Here is a 14630-nt window from a genome sequence, read left to right as displayed (position 1 = left end):
CTGCGTGAGCATGGAGCGGGCGGCGTTGGGCCGCCCCAGCGGGACCCGGGACGCCGTCCCGGTGCCGGAGGGCGCTCCGCGGCTGCTCGTGGTGCGCGCGGTGGCCGTGGCCGCCGTCCTGGCCACCTCCGGTTACCTGACGTGGCGGCTGCTGGCGACCCTGCCCGAGGGCCCGGCCCTCTGGCTGGGCGTGCCGTTCCTCGCGCTGGAGCTCTACGGTGGGCTTGCCCTCGTGCTCTTCGTGATGACCACCTGGGACGTCTCGCCGGCGACCGTGCCGGCGCCGCGCCCCGGGCCGCCGCCGTCGGTCACCGTGCTCATCGCCACCTACGACGAGCACCTCGACGTGCTGCTTCCCACCGTCGCCGCCTGCCTGGCCATGGAGGGGGAGCACGAGACCTGGGTGCTCGACGACGGCGACCGGCTCGAGGTCGAGGAGATGGTGACCGCGCTGGGCGCCCGCTACGTGAGCCGGGCCGAGCACGACCACGCCAAGGCGGGCAACCTCAACCACGCGCTGGCCCAGGTGCGCACCGACCTCGTCGCGGTGTTCGACGCCGACCACGTGCCCGACCCGGACTTCCTCACCCGGACGCTGCCCTACTTCGCCGACGACCGGCTGGCGCTGGTGCAGACGCCGCAGCACTTCTACAACACGAGCTCCTTCGAGCACCTGTGCCCGGGCGTCGACCTGCACGAGGAGTCGCTGTTCTACCGGGTGATCCAGGCCGGCAAGCACCATGCGGGTGCGGCCTTCTGGTGCGGGACGAACGCCGTTCTGCGCGCCGAGGCGCTGCGCGCTGTCGGGGGAGTGGCCACCGAGTCGCTCACCGAGGACTTCCACACGACCATGAAGCTGCACCGCGCCGGCTGGCGGAGCGCGTACCACAACGAGGTGCTCGCCCGGGGCCTGGCGGCGGGCAGCCCCGACGCCTTCTACGCCCAGCGCCGGCGGTGGGGTCGGGGCGCGATGCAGGTGCTCCGGCACGACAACCCGCTCACCGCCCCGGGGCTCACGCTCCGCCAGCGGCTGGGATACCTCTACTCGCTGTCGGCGTGGTTCGACTCGTGGCGGACGCTGGGCCTGGCGCTCGTCCCGGTGGCCGTGCTGGTCACCGGCGTCTTCCCGGTGGACGCGCCGCCCGCACTGTTCGCGGTGATGGCCGGCATCCCGTTCCTCCTGCAGCAGGTCGCGCTGGGCCTCCTGTCGCGCGGGTTCGCCCCGGCGCGGTTCTCGCTGCTGTTCGAGGCGGTCCGGCTGCCCTCCAACCTCGCCGCCACGCTGTCGCTGGTGCTGCGCGGCACCGGCCGGTTCGCGGTGACGGCGAAGGGCCGCACGGGGGAGGAGCGGACCCGTGCCCGGGTGCCGGCGATGCTGCTCGTGCTCGCCGCCGTGCTCGCCGGCAGCCTGCTCTTCACGGTCGCGAGCGTGGTCGGCTGGACGCCGGTCGAGCACGGCTTCGGCGGCACCACGCTGGTCCCGGTCTTCTGGGTGGCGAGCACCCTCGGCTTCGTCGTCGCCGGCATCCGCCGCATCCGCGACCCGCGCTTCTCCGCCGAGCGGCGCGACGGGCACCGCTTCGCGGCCGCGCTGCCCGCCGTCGTCGAGGGCGCCCCGGCCCGGCTCGTCGACGTCTCGCTCGGTGGTGCGCAGGTGCGCGTCCGCGGGGTCGGCGCCGCCGTCGGGGCGGAGGTGGAGCTCGCCATCCGCGTGCCCGACCGCGCCGCGCACGTCGTCTTCCGCGCGGTGGTCCGGTCCCGTGCCGACGACGTCCACCGCCTGCAGTTCGTCGGCCGGCAGTGGTGCGAGCTGGCCGCGCTGTCCGCGACCGCGTTCGGTGCCGGCGCGGCCCGCTGGGCCGCCACCGGGACCACGCCCGTCGACGTCGGGACGCCCGCAGTCGCCGGTCGGCGCGTGCCGGCCGCCTCGGTCAACCCGGACGCGGTGGCCGCCGCGGTGCGCAGCCCCTTCGTCACCCCGGCCGCCCGGCGGCCGGTGGACGACGACACCCGGCCCATCCCGCGGCTGACCCCGGAGCTGGAGCGCGCGCTGGCCGCCGGCGGCGGCGGTGGCGCCGGCCGGTGAGCTGCGGCGGCCTTGGGCCGGCGCAGCGCGGCGGGGGGAGTGCTCCGTCTCGACGCCCGTGGCGGGGCGCGGCAGGCTGGTGGGCGACGACCGGAGCGAGCCGAGAGGACGGGGCCCCATGGCAGCCGCGCGCTACGAGTAGAAGGTCGAGGAGATCCGGGAGGGCCTCATCGGCGGCAAGATGTCGGGTGGGAAGCTGGAGAAGGTGCTCAACGAGCACGCGCGTTCCGGCTGGCAGCTCAAGGCGATCACCTCCGTGGAGGTCAAGGGCCGCATCGGTCCCGGCGGCGTCGACGGCGTGCTGGTGACCTTCGAGCGCCCGGTGGCATGACGCTGCAGTTCGTCAGCGGCGACAAGTGGCTAGCCGACCACCGGCACTTCGCCCCGCCGGAGGAGGCGCTGGCCTTCTTCGACTTCCTCCGGCCCCAGGCGGTCGAGGAGATGCTCGGCCGGTGGCGCGGCAGCGAGCTGCCGACCAGGTCGCCGCTGGACGGCCTGCTGGAGCGCTACGGCTGGTGGGGCAAGGAGTTCCGCGACGCCGAGACCGTGCACCCGCTGCTGTTCGCCACGCGCTCGGGGCCGCGGTCGGTGGACCCGGCGCTCATCCCGGTGGGCGTGCTGCGCGGGCTGCCCGCGCTGGCGCACAGCACACCCGCCCGCCTCGCGTTCACCGCCCTCCGGCCGCTGCTGACGACGTCCCGCCCGAAGGCCCGGCTGCGGGCCGTCGAGCACCGCGGCGTGGTCACCGCCGCGATGGTCTACGACCGGCTGCCGATCATCGACGTCTTCCGCCGGGTGGACAGCCGGACGGTGCTCGGCCTGATGGACCTGCGCGGCCTGCCCGCCCCGTTCTTCTTCGTGCTCAGGCGCGAGGGCTGACCGCGAGCTCGGCGAGCAACCCCCGGATCAGCCGCTCGATCTCGTCGCGGATCGGCCGCACCGCCTCGACCCCCTGGCCGGCCGGGTCGTCCAGCGGCCAGTCCAGGTAGCGCTTCCCGGGGAAGATCGGGCACGCGTCGCCGCAACCCATGGTGATCACCACGTCGGAGGCCTCGACGGCGTCGGTGGTCAGCACCTTGGGGCGCTGGTCGGAGATGTCGATGCCGACCTCGGCCATGGCCTGGACCGCGGCCGGGTTGACCTGGTCGCCGGGCAGCGAGCCGGCCGAGCGGACCTCGACGGCGTTCCCGCCCAGGTGGCGCAGCCAGCCGGCGGCCATCTGCGAGCGGCCGGCGTTGTGCACGCAGACGAAGAGGACGCTCGCGGTCATCGGGTGCTCCTTGCGGGGGTCGCGGGGACGGTCGGGTCACCGGGGAACCAGCGGCGGGCGGCCCAGAGCGAGACGTAGACCAGCGCGACCAGGACCGGCACCTCGATGAGCGGGCCGACGACGCCGGCGAGCGCCTGCCCGCTGGTGACGCCGAAGGTGCCGATGGCGACGGCGATGGCCAGCTCGAAGTTGTTGCCGGCCGCGGTGAAGGCGAGCGTCGCCGTCTTCGCGTAGCCGAGGCGCAGCCGCATGCCCAGCAGGAACGACCCGCCGAACATGAGGACGAAGTAGGCGAGCAGCGGCAGCGCGATGCGGGCGACGTCCCAGGGCCGGGAGGTGATCGCGTCCCCCTGCAGCGCGAACAGCATCACGATCGTGAAGAGCAGGCCGTAGAGGGCGACGGGGCCGATGCGGGGCAGGAACGTGCCCTCGTACCACGTGCGCCCCTTGCGCCGCTCGCCGACCGTGCGGGTGAGGAAGCCGGCCAGCAGCGGGATGCCGAGGAACACGAGCACCGACAGCACGATCGCCCAGACGCTGAACTCCGCCGACGTCGTCGACAGGCCCAGCCAGCCCGGCAGCACCTGCAGGTAGAACCAGCCCAGCGCGGCGAAGGCGAGGATCTGGAAGACCGAGTTGATGGCGACCAGGACGGCGGCGGCCTCCCGGTCGCCGCAGGAGAGGTCGTTCCAGATCAGCACCATGGCGATGCAGCGGGCCAGGCCCACGATGATCAGACCGGTGCGGTACTCGGGGAGGTCGGGCAGGAGCAGCCAGGCCACCGCGAACATCAGCGCGGGGCCCAGCAGCCAGTTCAGCACCAGGCTGGCACCCAGCAGCTTCCGGTCGCCGGTCACCCGGTCCAGCTCGGAGTACCGCACCTTGGCCAGCACCGGGTACATCATCAGCAGCAGGCCGATGGCGATCGGCAGGCTGACGTCGCCCACCTCGACCGCCGACAGGGCGTCGTCCAGGCCGGGTACCCAGCGGCCCAGTGCCAGCCCGAGCGCCATCGCCGCGATGATCCAGACCGGCAGGAACCGGTCGAGGGTGGAGAGCTTCTGCAGGACGGGCGCGTCGGCCGGTGCGTCGGGACGGGCGGTCTCCCGGACGGCGTCGCTCATGCCGGTACCGCGGTGTCGAAGAGCCCGGCGACGGCGCGCAGCGCGGTGGGGCGCACGGCGTAGTAGACCCACACCCCGCGCTTCTCGCGGTCGAGCAGCCCAGCCGAGTGCAGCACCTTCAGGTGGTGGCTGATCGTGGCCTGGGTGAGGTCGAACGCGTCGTTGAGATCGCACACGCAGGCCTCACCGGTCGCGCTGGAGGCGATCAGGCTGACCAGCCGGAGGCGGACCGGGTCGGCCAGCGCCTTCAGGAGGGGGGCGACCTGCTCGGCCTGCTCGGCGGACATCGCCGTACCGGACAGCGGGGTGCAGCAGGCCAGGGCCGGCTCGCTCATCGGTGCTCCTTCGTCGGACGTCGACGGTCATCGTAACGATGAGAATCGTATTGACAAGAATCGATGGAAGGTGTTCATTCTGCGTTCAGGCATCGACGCTCGTCTATGTCCCGTCCGCAGGAGGTTCTCGTGTCCCGTGTCCAGCTCGCTCTCCGCGTCGCCGACCTCGACGCCGCCGTCGACTTCTACTCGCGGCTGTTCGACACCGTCCCGGCCAAGCGGCGGCCGGGCTACGCCAACTTCGCCGTCGCCGAGCCGCCGCTGAAGCTGGTGCTGCTCGAGGGAGCGGCGGGGGAGCCCACCCGCATGGACCACCTCGGCGTCGAGGTCGCCTCCTCCGAGGAGGTCGCCGCCGCGACCGGGCGGCTCGCCGACGCGGGGCTGGCCACGCGGGTCGAGGACGGCACCACCTGCTGCTACGCCGTCCAGGACAAGGTGTGGGTGACCGGGCCGGGCGGCGAGCCGTGGGAGATCTACACCGTCACGGCCGATGCGCGCCCGGACCTGGAGGGGCGCACCGAGCCCGAGCTCACGGAGGTTGCCGGTGACGGCAGCTGCTGCCGGACGGACGCCCAGCCGGCCGCCGCCTCCTGCTGCTGATCCGCCAGGGCGGGTCCCCGCCGCTCCTGGCCCACCGCTCGGGGTCCTGGCTCAGCACCGAGCGTGGGAGAGGACCCCTGTCGATCAGGTGACCTGATCAACACGGGAGGGCAGGATGCCGCCGTGGATCTCGACGAGGTGGCCGACGAGCTGTACGCGGTGCCGCCCGAGGAGTTCGTCGCCCTGCGCAAGCAGCGCCAGGACGAGGCCAAGGCCGGCGGTGACAAGTCGCTGGCCAAGGAGATCGGCGCGCTGCCCAAGGCGTCGGCCGCCGCCTGGGCGTGCAACCTGCTCGTGCGCGAGCAGCGCGCCGAGATCGAGGGTCTGGTCGAGCTCGGCGGGCTGCTGCGGGAGGCCCAGGAGAACCTCGCCGGCGACCAGCTGCGGGCGCTGGACGTCCAGCGCCGCCAGCTGCTGACGGCCCTGACCCGGCAGGCGCGGGCGCTGGCGCACGCCCAGGGTCACCCGGTCAGCACGTCCGTGGCCGCGCAGGTCGAGGAGACGCTGCGCGCCGCGATGTCCGACCCCGGGGCGGGGCAGGCCCTGCTCACCGGCCGGCTCACCTCGCCGATGTCCTACAGCGGCATGGGGACGACGGTCGCCCGCCCCGACCTGCGGCTGGTGCACCCACCCCGCGCGCAGCGCACCGAGCGAGCCGATGCCCGGCCGGCGAAGGCCGCCGCATCCCGGAAGCAGGTGGGGGAGCCGGCGGCCGACCGGCGGGCGCGGGAGCAGGAGGAGCGCCGGCGGGCCGCCGAGGAGAAGCGGCGGCGGGAACTGGCCGCCGCGCGGGAGGCGGCGGACCACGCCGAGGCGGCCGCCCGCGATGCCGAGGAGGTCCTGGCGGAGCACCGCCGCGCCACCGAGGAGCTGGCTGCCCGCGAGCAGGCGCTCCGGGCCCGCGTGGAGGAGCTGGCCGACGAGCTGGCGGAGGCCGAGCGACAGGCGGGGGAGGCGGCGGCGGCGCTCCGGCGCGAGGAGCGCCGCCGTGCCGCCGCGGAGCGGGACGCCACCGAGGCGGCCGAGGCCCACGACCGTGCCCTGGCCAGGGTCCGGGAGCTCGACGGGGGCTGACGAGCCCCGTCCGCTGTCAGCCCATGGTCTTCTGCCCGTCGAGCGACTCCCGCAGGATGTCGGCGTGGCCCGCATGCTGGGCGGTCTCGGCGATGATGTGCAGGAACACCCGCCGAGCCGAGCGGGTCGCGCCCGGCGGGAACCACGGCGCCTCCGGCAGGGGGTGGGAGACGTCGAGGTCGGGCAGGGTGCGCACCAGGTCGTCGGTGCGCCGCGCGATCTCGTCGTAGCCGGCGAGCACGTCCGCGAGCGTCTCCCCGGGGAGCAGCCGGAAACCGTCGGTCCACTGGTCGGCCCCGGTCGCGTCGCTCGGCGGGGCCATCGCCTCGGTGCCCTCGACGACGAAGCGGGCCCAGCCCGCCTCGGTGGCGGCGACGTGCTTGACCAGTCCGCCCAGGGTCAGCTCGCTCGCGGTGGTCCGCCGCCGGGCCTGCTCGTCGGTGAGGCCCTGCACCGTCCAGCGCAGGAACCCGCGGTGCACGGCGAGCGTCTCGAGCAGGTCGGCGCGCTCGCGGGTGAGGGTGCTGTCGGTCATGGGGTGCCCTTCATCGAGGTGGGACGTCGCGGATGACGCTAGGGGCGATCGGTGCCAGTTCCCGGCCGCGAATCGGGCTGGTGGCCCTGGGCCGCCGCTGGTACCTCGTCGCGTACGACACGGGACGGGGACTGGCGCAGCTTCCGCCTCGACCGGGTGACCGGCCCGCGGCCGCCCGGGGCGCGCTTCGCGCCGCGCCGGCTGCCGGCGGAGAGCCCCGAGGCGTTCGTCCGCGCCGGCACCGACGTGCGCGCCGGGTCCTACGTCGTCGCGGCGTGCGTGGCCGCGCCGGCCGCGCTGGTCCGTGCGCGCATCGGGACGTGGGCCACCGTGGAGGACGACGGCGACCAGGCGTGCCGGGTGCGGATGGAGACCGACCAGCTGGGCTGGGCCGCGTTCGCGCTGGGCGCGGTCGGCGCCGGGTTCAGCGTGGAGTCGCCCCCCGAGCTGCGCACCCTCCTGGGGGAGTGGGCGCGGCGGTTCGCCGGGGCGGCCGGGGGGGCGCTGACCGGCCGACCTCAGGAGCAGGACGGGCCGTCCTCCGCCGGGCGGGCGATGGGCTCCTGCGGGGGCGTCTCCTGGCTGACCCGGGGGCGGTCGGCGCCGGTCGTGCGGCCGAACTCCTGGGTCGCCCACACCGACCCGTCGGGGGCGCAGTGGAAGCCGATGCCGATGCGGTTCCAGCCCGGGTTGAGCACGTTGACCCGGTGGTCGTCCGAGCGCATCCACCCGACGTGCGCCGCCCCGGCCGGTACCGGCCCCGACGCGGTGAAGATGTTCTCCCCGAGGCCGGTGAAGCCGCTCAGCTCGTCCCGGCCGAGCAGCGCGCGGACGTCCTGGTGCCGGAGCCGGCCGTCGGCCGCCATCTGCTCGCTCCAGTCCCGGGCCACGCCCGCCAGCGACTCGTCCCACTCCAGCGGCGCCAGGTCGCGCGCCGCACGCTCGTCGTTCACCCGGTCGAAGACGGCGCGGGCCATCCGTGCGGCGGCGTCGCCGTCCTCGGCCGACGGCGGTTCGTCCGGCGCCGGTGCGGTGGCGGACCCGGCGCCGGTACCGGGGGACGACGTCTCCACGACGACGCACCCGGTCGTGGGCAGCACGACGGCGGTGAGCACGAGCACGACCCGGGTGAGCAGGGATCGGGTGGCAGGCATCCCCGTGCTCTACCCCGGAGCACCGGGGGACCCGTCGCGCTGCGCGGCCGTCGCGGGATCGTTAGCGTCCCCGGCATGGCGGAAGGCAGCGGGCGCGTCGCCCTCGTCACCGGGTCGGAGTCGGGCATCGGGCGGGCGGTCGCGCTGGCCCTGGCCGAGCAGGGCTGCGACGTCGGGGTCACCTGGTACCGCGACCGGGACGCCGGCGAGGCGACCGCGGAGCAGGTGCGGGCGCGCGGCCGCCGGGCGGAGGTCCGCCACCTCGACCTGACCCGGCTGCCCGCCGCGGCCGACGTCGTCGACGAGCTGGCCGATGCGCTCGGCGGCGTCGACGTGCTGGTCAACGACGCGGGCACCGGCCACTCCACGCCGCTGCTGGACCTGGAGTTCGCCACCTGGCGCGAGGTGCTGGCCACCGACCTCGACGGCGCCTTCCTGTGCCTGCAGCGGGCCGCGCGGCGCATGGTCGCCGCCGGGAGGGGCGGGCGGATCGTGAACATCACCAGCGTCCACGAGCACGCGCCCCGCGTCGGGGCGGCCGGCTACTGCGCGGCGAAGGGCGGCCTGGGCCTGCTCACCAAGGTCGCGGCCCTCGAGCTGGCCGAGCACGGGATCACCGTCAACTCCGTCGCGCCCGGCGAGATCGCCACGCCGATGACCGGTCAGGAGGACGAGGACCCGACCGCGCCCGGGCACGAGCGACCCGGCGTCCCGCTGCGCCGACCGGGCGACGCGCGCGAAGTCGCCGCCGTCGTCGCCTTCCTCGCCTCGCCGGGCGCCGGGTACGTCACCGGCGCCTCGTGGGCGGTGGACGGCGGGATGCTGCAGATGGGCCCGATGGCCGGATCCCACCTCGAAGCCGACGACTGGCGCCGCGGCTGAGCCCGGCCTCGGTCAGGCCAGCCGGTTCCGCTTGCGCCGGTAGAGCTGCGCGTCGGCGCGGGCCAGCACGGTCGCGAGCTCGTCCCCGGGCGCGGCCGCCGCGACCCCGGCGGTCCAGGTGAAGGGATGGGTCGCCGCCAGCGCGGCCAGGAGCCGCCACGCCGCGTCCTCGTCCGTCGCCGGCAGGCACAGCACGAACTCGTCGCCGCCGTAGCGGCCCAGCAGATCGGCCCGCCGGAGCCGGTGCCGCCAGCCCGCGGTGAGCTCCCGGAGCAGGTCGTCGCCCGCGCGGTGCCCGTCGCGGTCGTTGACCTCCTTGAAGTCGTCCAGGTCCAGGATGGCGAAGGTCAGGGGTTCACCGGTGCGCGCCGCGCGCGCCAGGTGCCCGGCAGCCTGCTCCTCCCACGCCCGGCGGTTGGCCACGCCGGTGAGCGGGTCGGTGGCCGCGGCCCGGCGCAGCTGCCGGGCCAGCCGCCCCTGCACCTCGGTCAGCACGACGACGGAGACGACGACGGCCATCCACGGCGAGAGGAAGCCCGACGGCGCGGCGGCCCAGGCGCCGGTGGTGCCGGAGACGACGGCGAAGACGCTGTGCGCACGGGCGGCCGGCAGCGGCAGGAAGTGCGCGGCGTACAGGCTCACCGCGATCAGCGCCGGGCCGAGCCCCACCACGCCGACGGCGGTCGCCGAGCGCCAGGCGACCACGCCGATGAGCACGGACAGGAGGCCGACGCCGACGTGCAGCAGCCACGGCGGCACCCGCCCCGCGGTGGACCGCAGCACGGCGCCGGCCGCCAGGCCGATCCCACCGAGCGCCCACAGCAACCTGACCGGTGTGGCGTCGTCCATCGGCGCCGCGGCGCCGGACCAGCAGAGCAGACCGCTGATCCCGTAGACCACTGCCAGCAGGGTCGCGGCCGTCCGTGGTCCGGTGTGCACCCAGTTCCTCCTCGTCCTCCCCCCGAGGTCGATGCCCACCATCCTGCGGGTCGGGGGTGGCACCGCGCCGCTCAGGGCGGGGAGACGACCCGTCCGGGTGGTTCCCGCGACCCCGCCCGGGCGGGGTGCGGCACCGCCGCCGGGGCCGTACGGTGCGCGCAGGGGTCCTGCCCGGGACAGGAGGGCGCGTGCAGTCCACCGCCGGTCGTCCGGGTGCCGCGGGCGCCACCGTCGGGGTGGAGGAGGAGTTCCACCTCGTCGACCCCGAGACCTTCGCGCTCGCCCCGAGCCCGGAGCTCGTCGTCGCCGCCGCGCGGCAGCAGCTCGGCGAGCGGGTGCACGCCGAGATCACCACGACGCAGCTGGAGACGGCCACCGGTGTCTGCCGGACGCTCGTCGAGGTGCGGGCGGCGCTCGAGGGCACGCGGGCGGAGGCGCGCGCCGCGGCGGCCGGCGCGGGGGTGGCGCTCCTGATGGCCTCGACGCACCCGTCGGCCGGCTGGCGCGAGCAGGTGATCACCCCGGAGCCGCGGTACGAGGCGATGGTGCGGCGGTGGGCCGGCCTGGCCCGGCGGCAGGACATCTGCGGCTGCCACGTCCACGTCGGGGTTCCCGACCTGGAGACGGCGGTCGCGGTGATCGACCGGGCCCGCGCCCACCTGCCGGTGCTGCTCGCGCTCACCGGCAGCTCGCCGTTCCACGACGGCGCCGACACCGGCTACGAGAGCTACCGGACGCTGTGGTGGGGGCGCTGGCCGCACACCGGCATCCCCGAGCCGCTGGGCTCCGCGGACCGGTACCGCGCGGTCGTCGGCGGCCTGGTCGCGGCCGGGGTCATCGAGGACGCCTCCCACCTGTACTGGGACCTGCGGCCGTCGTCGCACCTGCCGACCGTGGAGTTCCGGTTGGCCGACGTGTGCACCGACCTCGACGACGCCGTGCTGCACGCCGCGCTCGCGGCCTCCCTGGTCCGCGTCCTCGCCGCGCGCGCGCAACGCGACGAGCCCTTCGAGCAGCCGCGTACCGAGCTGCTGCGGGCGGCGCGCTGGCGGGCGGCCCGCGACGGCGTCTCCGGGTCGTTGTTCGACCCGGTCGCCGGGGTCCTCGTCGACGCACGGACGGCCGTGGAGGCGTTGCTGGCCGAGCTCGCCGACGACCTCGCCGACCGCGGGGAGCTCGACGAGGTCCGGGACCTCGTGCAACGGCTGCTGGCCCGGGGTACCTCCGCGGTGCGCCAGCGCGCGGTGTGGCGGCGCACCGGCGACCTGCGCGAGGTCGCCGCCTCGGTCGTGCGGGAAGGACGGGGACATGGCTGAACCGGTGCTCGAGCAGATCCGCGGCCTGGCCCGGCCGCTGCGCACGCCTGCGGACCTGGACCCCCTCGTGGACCGGATCGGGGACGCCCGGGTCGTCGCCATCGGCGAGGCCAGCCACGGCACGCACGAGTACTACGCCTGGCGGGCGGCGCTGACCCGGCGGCTGGTCGAGGAGCTCGGGTTCGACCTGGTGGCCGTGGAGGGCGACTGGCCCGACTGCTACCGGGTGGACCGCAGCGTGCGGCTGCGGCCGGACGCCGACGAGGACCCCCGCGACGCCCTCGACGCCTTCACCCGCTGGCCCACGTGGATGTGGGCCAACGACGACGTCGTCGATTTCTGCCGCTGGCTCCGCGACCGCAACGCGGGACTCCCCGAGGAGCGCCGGGTCGGGTTCTACGGCATCGACGTCTACAGCCTGTGGGACTCGATGCACGAGCTGGTCGACTGGCTCGCCGAGCACGAGCCCGACCACGTCGAGCAGGCCAAGCGGGCGCTCGCCTGCTTCGAGCCGTTCGGCGAGGACGGCGCCGAGTACGCCTTCGCCAGCCGGTTCGCGCCCACCTCGTGCGAGCAGGCGGCCGTCGACCTGCTGCGCACCCTCTGCGAGCGACGCGGGGAGGCAGAGGCCGCCGCCGGCGCGGACGCACGGTTCGCCGCCGAGCAGAACGCGGCCGTGGTGGTGGGTGCCGAGCGCTACTACCGGGCCATGGTGCGCGGGTCCGCGGAGTCGTGGAACGTCCGCGACGTCCACATGGCCGACACCCTCGACCGGCTGCTGGACCACCACGACACGGGGACCCGCCCATCCAGGGCCGTCGTCTGGGAGCACAACACGCACATCGGCGACGCCCGCGCCACCGACATGGCGGACGCCGGGATGACCAACGTCGGGCAGCTGCTGCGGGAGCGGCACGGCGTCGACGACGTCGTCCTCGTCGGGTTCGGCGGGTACCGCGGCGGGGTGGTCGCCGGGCGGGAGTGGGGCGCGCAGATGGAGCGGATGGCCGTGCCGCCCGCGCGGGCGGGGAGCCTGGAAGCGCTGTTGCACGAGACCGTGGGAGAGGATGCGCTGTTCGTCCACCCGCGCGGGGAGCGGCCCGACTGGCTGCGCCGGCGGCTGGACCACCGGGCGATCGGCGTCGTCTACCGGCCCGAGCGGGAGCGGTGGGGGAACTACGTGCCCACCGTGCTGGGCGAGCGCTACGACGCCTTCCTGTACCTGGACCGCACCACGCCGTTGCAGCCGCTGCACCTGGAGCGGGCCGACGAGCACGTGCCCGTCGCCGCCTTCGACGCGTGACCGGGCCCGGGCACGCGTCGGGCCGCCTCGGCAGCCGGCCGGTGGGGGCGGTGCCGGGGGAGGCGTGGCCGGCGGGGGTGCACGCGCTCGACGTGGGTGGGGGAGCGGAGGCGCTGCTCGCCGTCCCGCCGGGGGATCCGGTCCCGCGCCCGCTGCTGGTCTTCTTCCACGGGGCCGGCGGGACCCCCGCGCAGAGCCTGGCCGCGGTGCAGGAGCCGGCCGCCGAGCACCAGGTGCTGGTGCTGGCACCGCGGTCGGGGGCCGCCACCTGGGACCTGGTCACCGGGCGCCTGGGCCGTGACGTCGGCGTGCTCGACGCGGCGCTGGAACAGGTCGCCGGGCACGCCGCGGTGTCGGCGTGCGCCGTCGGTGGCTTCTCCGACGGGGCGTCCTACGCGCTGTCGATCGGCGCGGCCAACGGTGACCTGTTCGAGGCGGTGCTCGCCTTCTCCCCGGGCTTCGCGCACCCGCCGGCGTGCGTGGGCCGCCCACGGCTGTGGATCACCCACGGCACGGAGGACCGGGTGCTGCCGGTCGCGCGGTGCGGCCGGCGCCTGGCGGCCGCCTTCCGCGACGCGGGCGAGGACCTCACCTACGTGGAGTTCGACGGCGGGCACGTGGTCCGGCCCGAGGGCGTGGCCGCGGCCCTGGAGTGGTGGCTGCGCCGGGCATGACCCCCGGCGCTCACATCGAGCGGGTCTCGCCGGCCCGGTCGGCGAAGGCGTCGACTGTCCGCCCCTCGAGCGCGGCGGTGACCTGGTCGCGGTGGAGCTCGACGGTCGCGGTGTCCGTCGGGCCCCAGTCCGGCGAGAGCTCCCCGGCGACCAGGTCGGCGGCCCGGGCGACCTCCGCCCGCTGCTCGTCGTCCCGGCAGGCGACGGCCACGTCGCGGAGCATCCGCAGCAGGGCGGTGACCAGCGTGGGTTCGCTGCCGCCGAAGCGGGCGACCTGGCCGCAGGCGAGGTCCAGGTAGTACCGCAGGTCACGGTCGGGGACGATCGCCCGGCCGGTGCCGTCCTCGTCGTCGTGCAGCGTGGGCCCGAGGTGCCGGCCGGTGAGCCGGACCAGCAGATCGCCCATGTGGCCGATGGCCGTCGCTGCGGTGACCGGGTCGTTCACGCTCGGGGACATCGCCTTCACGGCGATGTCCTCCAGCTGGCGGAACCCGAAGCCGGCGTCCTGGTCGATGGTCCGCTCGTTGTTGAGCACCACGGCGGCCCGGACGGCGTCGTCGATCTCCTCGGACGCGCCCCAGACCGTGCCCAGGGGCGTGCCCATCGTGACCTGGTCCCCCGGCCGGACCTCGACGCGGACGACGGCGTCGTGCGTCCGGGCGGCATCCACCAGCGTGGCGGTGTCGACGACCTCGACGAAGCCGCTGCCGGCCGCGGGAACCAGCCGGCCCTCGGTCGTCTCCAGGTCGATGTCGTCGGGCGACCGCTGCCCGTGGTCGGCGTACGGGCCGTAGAACGTCTCGATCGCCCGCCGGGTGTCGTTGTGGACGCGGGTCATCATCGTGTCGACGCGCAGCATGCGGACCATGTGGCTGATGAAGGCCAGCAGCGCGCCGACGCAGCCGATGCCCAGCAGCGCGGCGGCCAGGCAGACGAGTGTGGGCACCGGCTGGTCCTGGTTGATCCCGCGCAGCCCGGTGATCGCGAGGACGAAGGTCGCGGTCAGGACCGACAGGACCCGCTTGGTGACCGGGTCGCGGGTGAAGTCGCGCAGCAGCCGGGGGGAGAACTGCTGCGAGGCCAGCTGCAGGGCCACGATCGTGATGCTGAAGGTCAGCGTGGCGATGGTGACCGCGGCGGTCGCGACCAGTTGGAGCAGCGTGCCGGCGGCGCTGGTGTCGGCCGGCCACAGCGCCGCGAGGAACCCGCCGCGGGGCTCCACCATGCCCAGCGCCCAGCCCGCGGCGGCGGCGACCGCCGCGCTGGCCGCCGGCCAGAGCCAGAGAGGTGACTGCGATCGAGCTGCGCTGGTCTGTCCCCGTTGCGTCACGGGGCCCG

16 protein-coding genes and 1 pseudogene are annotated in these 14630 nt (G+C 75.4%); 10 read left to right on the top strand and 7 right to left on the bottom strand.

Annotation, left to right across the window (positions count from 1 at the left end):
- The first annotated feature begins 10 nt into the window (after positions 1-10).
- The 3 genes from ACI79W_RS11020 (at position 11) to ACI79W_RS11010 (ending at position 2965) form a co-directional block, all read left to right on the top strand.
- On the top strand, positions 11-2086 hold the full coding sequence (locus ACI79W_RS11020; RefSeq protein ID WP_456562187.1) for a glycosyltransferase: 2076 nt from the start codon (positions 11-13) through the stop codon (positions 2084-2086).
- 154 nt (positions 2087-2240) lie between these two features.
- Positions 2241-2417, top strand: a complete 177-nt coding sequence (locus ACI79W_RS11015) for a DUF4177 domain-containing protein (RefSeq protein ID WP_456562186.1) — start codon at positions 2241-2243, stop codon at positions 2415-2417.
- Positions 2414-2965, top strand: coding sequence for a DUF4334 domain-containing protein (locus ACI79W_RS11010; protein WP_456562123.1), 552 nt, complete (start codon positions 2414-2416; stop codon positions 2963-2965). The genes ACI79W_RS11015 and ACI79W_RS11010 overlap by 4 nt, the downstream gene beginning before the upstream one ends.
- Here ACI79W_RS11010 and ACI79W_RS11005 read toward each other — a convergent pair.
- The 3 genes from ACI79W_RS11005 to ACI79W_RS10995 are packed head-to-tail and all read right to left on the bottom strand — an operon-like array spanning position 2949 to position 4815.
- Positions 2949-3356, bottom strand: a complete 408-nt coding sequence (locus tag ACI79W_RS11005) for an arsenate reductase ArsC (protein WP_456562122.1) — start codon at positions 3354-3356, stop codon at positions 2949-2951. The genes ACI79W_RS11010 and ACI79W_RS11005 overlap by 17 nt on opposite strands.
- Positions 3353-4480: an ACR3 family arsenite efflux transporter gene (arsB, locus tag ACI79W_RS11000; protein ID WP_456562121.1), complete on the bottom strand. Its 1128-nt coding sequence runs from the start codon at positions 4478-4480 to the stop codon at positions 3353-3355. Before arsB ends, ACI79W_RS11005 begins: the two co-directional genes overlap by 4 nt.
- Complete coding sequence (locus ACI79W_RS10995) at positions 4477-4815, bottom strand: metalloregulator ArsR/SmtB family transcription factor (RefSeq protein WP_456562120.1); 339 nt, start codon at positions 4813-4815, stop codon at positions 4477-4479. The genes arsB and ACI79W_RS10995 overlap by 4 nt, the downstream gene beginning before the upstream one ends.
- A 129-nt stretch (positions 4816-4944) precedes the next feature.
- On the opposite strand from ACI79W_RS10995, the gene ACI79W_RS10990 reads away from it, so the two are divergent.
- Positions 4945-5415, top strand: coding sequence for an ArsI/CadI family heavy metal resistance metalloenzyme (locus tag ACI79W_RS10990; RefSeq protein WP_456562119.1), 471 nt, complete (start codon positions 4945-4947; stop codon positions 5413-5415).
- A 123-nt stretch (positions 5416-5538) separates the two neighbouring features.
- Positions 5539-6489: a hypothetical protein gene (locus tag ACI79W_RS10985; protein WP_456562118.1), complete on the top strand. Its 951-nt coding sequence runs from the start codon at positions 5539-5541 to the stop codon at positions 6487-6489.
- 16 nt (positions 6490-6505) lie between these two features.
- On the opposite strand, the gene ACI79W_RS10980 is transcribed toward ACI79W_RS10985, so the two are convergent.
- Complete coding sequence (locus tag ACI79W_RS10980; protein ID WP_456562117.1) at positions 6506-7024, bottom strand: DinB family protein; 519 nt, start codon at positions 7022-7024, stop codon at positions 6506-6508.
- A 51-nt stretch (positions 7025-7075) separates the two neighbouring features.
- On the opposite strand from ACI79W_RS10980, the pseudogene ACI79W_RS10975 reads away from it, so the two are divergent.
- Positions 7076-7447: pseudogene (locus ACI79W_RS10975) on the top strand (hypothetical protein); the annotation flags it as partial.
- A 95-nt stretch (positions 7448-7542) separates the two neighbouring features.
- Here the strand turns inward: ACI79W_RS10975 and ACI79W_RS10970 are convergent.
- On the bottom strand, positions 7543-8178 hold the full coding sequence (locus ACI79W_RS10970; protein WP_456562116.1) for a CAP domain-containing protein: 636 nt from the start codon (positions 8176-8178) through the stop codon (positions 7543-7545).
- A gap of 75 nt (positions 8179-8253) precedes the next feature.
- On the opposite strand from ACI79W_RS10970, the gene ACI79W_RS10965 reads away from it, so the two are divergent.
- Entirely contained in the window at positions 8254-9060 is an 807-nt protein-coding gene (locus ACI79W_RS10965) for an SDR family oxidoreductase (RefSeq protein WP_456562115.1), read from the top strand.
- Positions 9061-9072: 12 nt separating this feature from the next.
- Here ACI79W_RS10965 and ACI79W_RS10960 read toward each other — a convergent pair whose 3' ends face one another.
- A complete protein-coding gene (locus tag ACI79W_RS10960; protein ID WP_456562114.1) occupies positions 9073-9999 on the bottom strand; it encodes a GGDEF domain-containing protein in 927 nt (308 codons plus the stop codon).
- A gap of 188 nt (positions 10000-10187) precedes the next feature.
- Here ACI79W_RS10960 and ACI79W_RS10955 point away from each other — a divergent pair, with 188 nt between their 5' ends.
- From ACI79W_RS10955 to ACI79W_RS10945, 3 genes are read left to right on the top strand one after another with little or no spacing between them, the layout of a single operon-like run.
- Positions 10188-11315, top strand: coding sequence for a carboxylate-amine ligase (locus tag ACI79W_RS10955; RefSeq protein WP_456562113.1), 1128 nt, complete (start codon positions 10188-10190; stop codon positions 11313-11315).
- The gene (locus ACI79W_RS10950) at positions 11308-12618 is read left to right on the top strand and encodes an erythromycin esterase family protein (RefSeq protein WP_456562112.1); all 1311 of its coding nucleotides are present in this window, start codon (positions 11308-11310) and stop codon (positions 12616-12618) included. Before ACI79W_RS10955 ends, ACI79W_RS10950 begins: the two co-directional genes overlap by 8 nt.
- Positions 12615-13292 (top strand): alpha/beta hydrolase, encoded by a 678-nt coding sequence (locus tag ACI79W_RS10945; RefSeq protein ID WP_456562111.1) that lies wholly within the window; start codon positions 12615-12617, stop codon positions 13290-13292. Before ACI79W_RS10950 ends, ACI79W_RS10945 begins: the two co-directional genes overlap by 4 nt.
- Positions 13293-13302: 10 nt before the next feature.
- On the opposite strand, the gene ACI79W_RS10940 is transcribed toward ACI79W_RS10945, so the two are convergent.
- Positions 13303-14622 carry a DUF2254 domain-containing protein gene (locus ACI79W_RS10940; protein ID WP_456562110.1) on the bottom strand — a complete coding sequence of 440 codons (1320 nt, stop codon included), beginning with the start codon at positions 14620-14622 and terminating at the stop codon, positions 13303-13305.
- Positions 14623-14630 lie beyond the last annotated feature (8 nt).

The organism is Blastococcus sp. SYSU DS0533, assembly GCF_054050775.1.
Note: the sequence above shows the minus strand (reverse complement) of the source record. Positions and strands in the feature narration are given on the sequence as shown.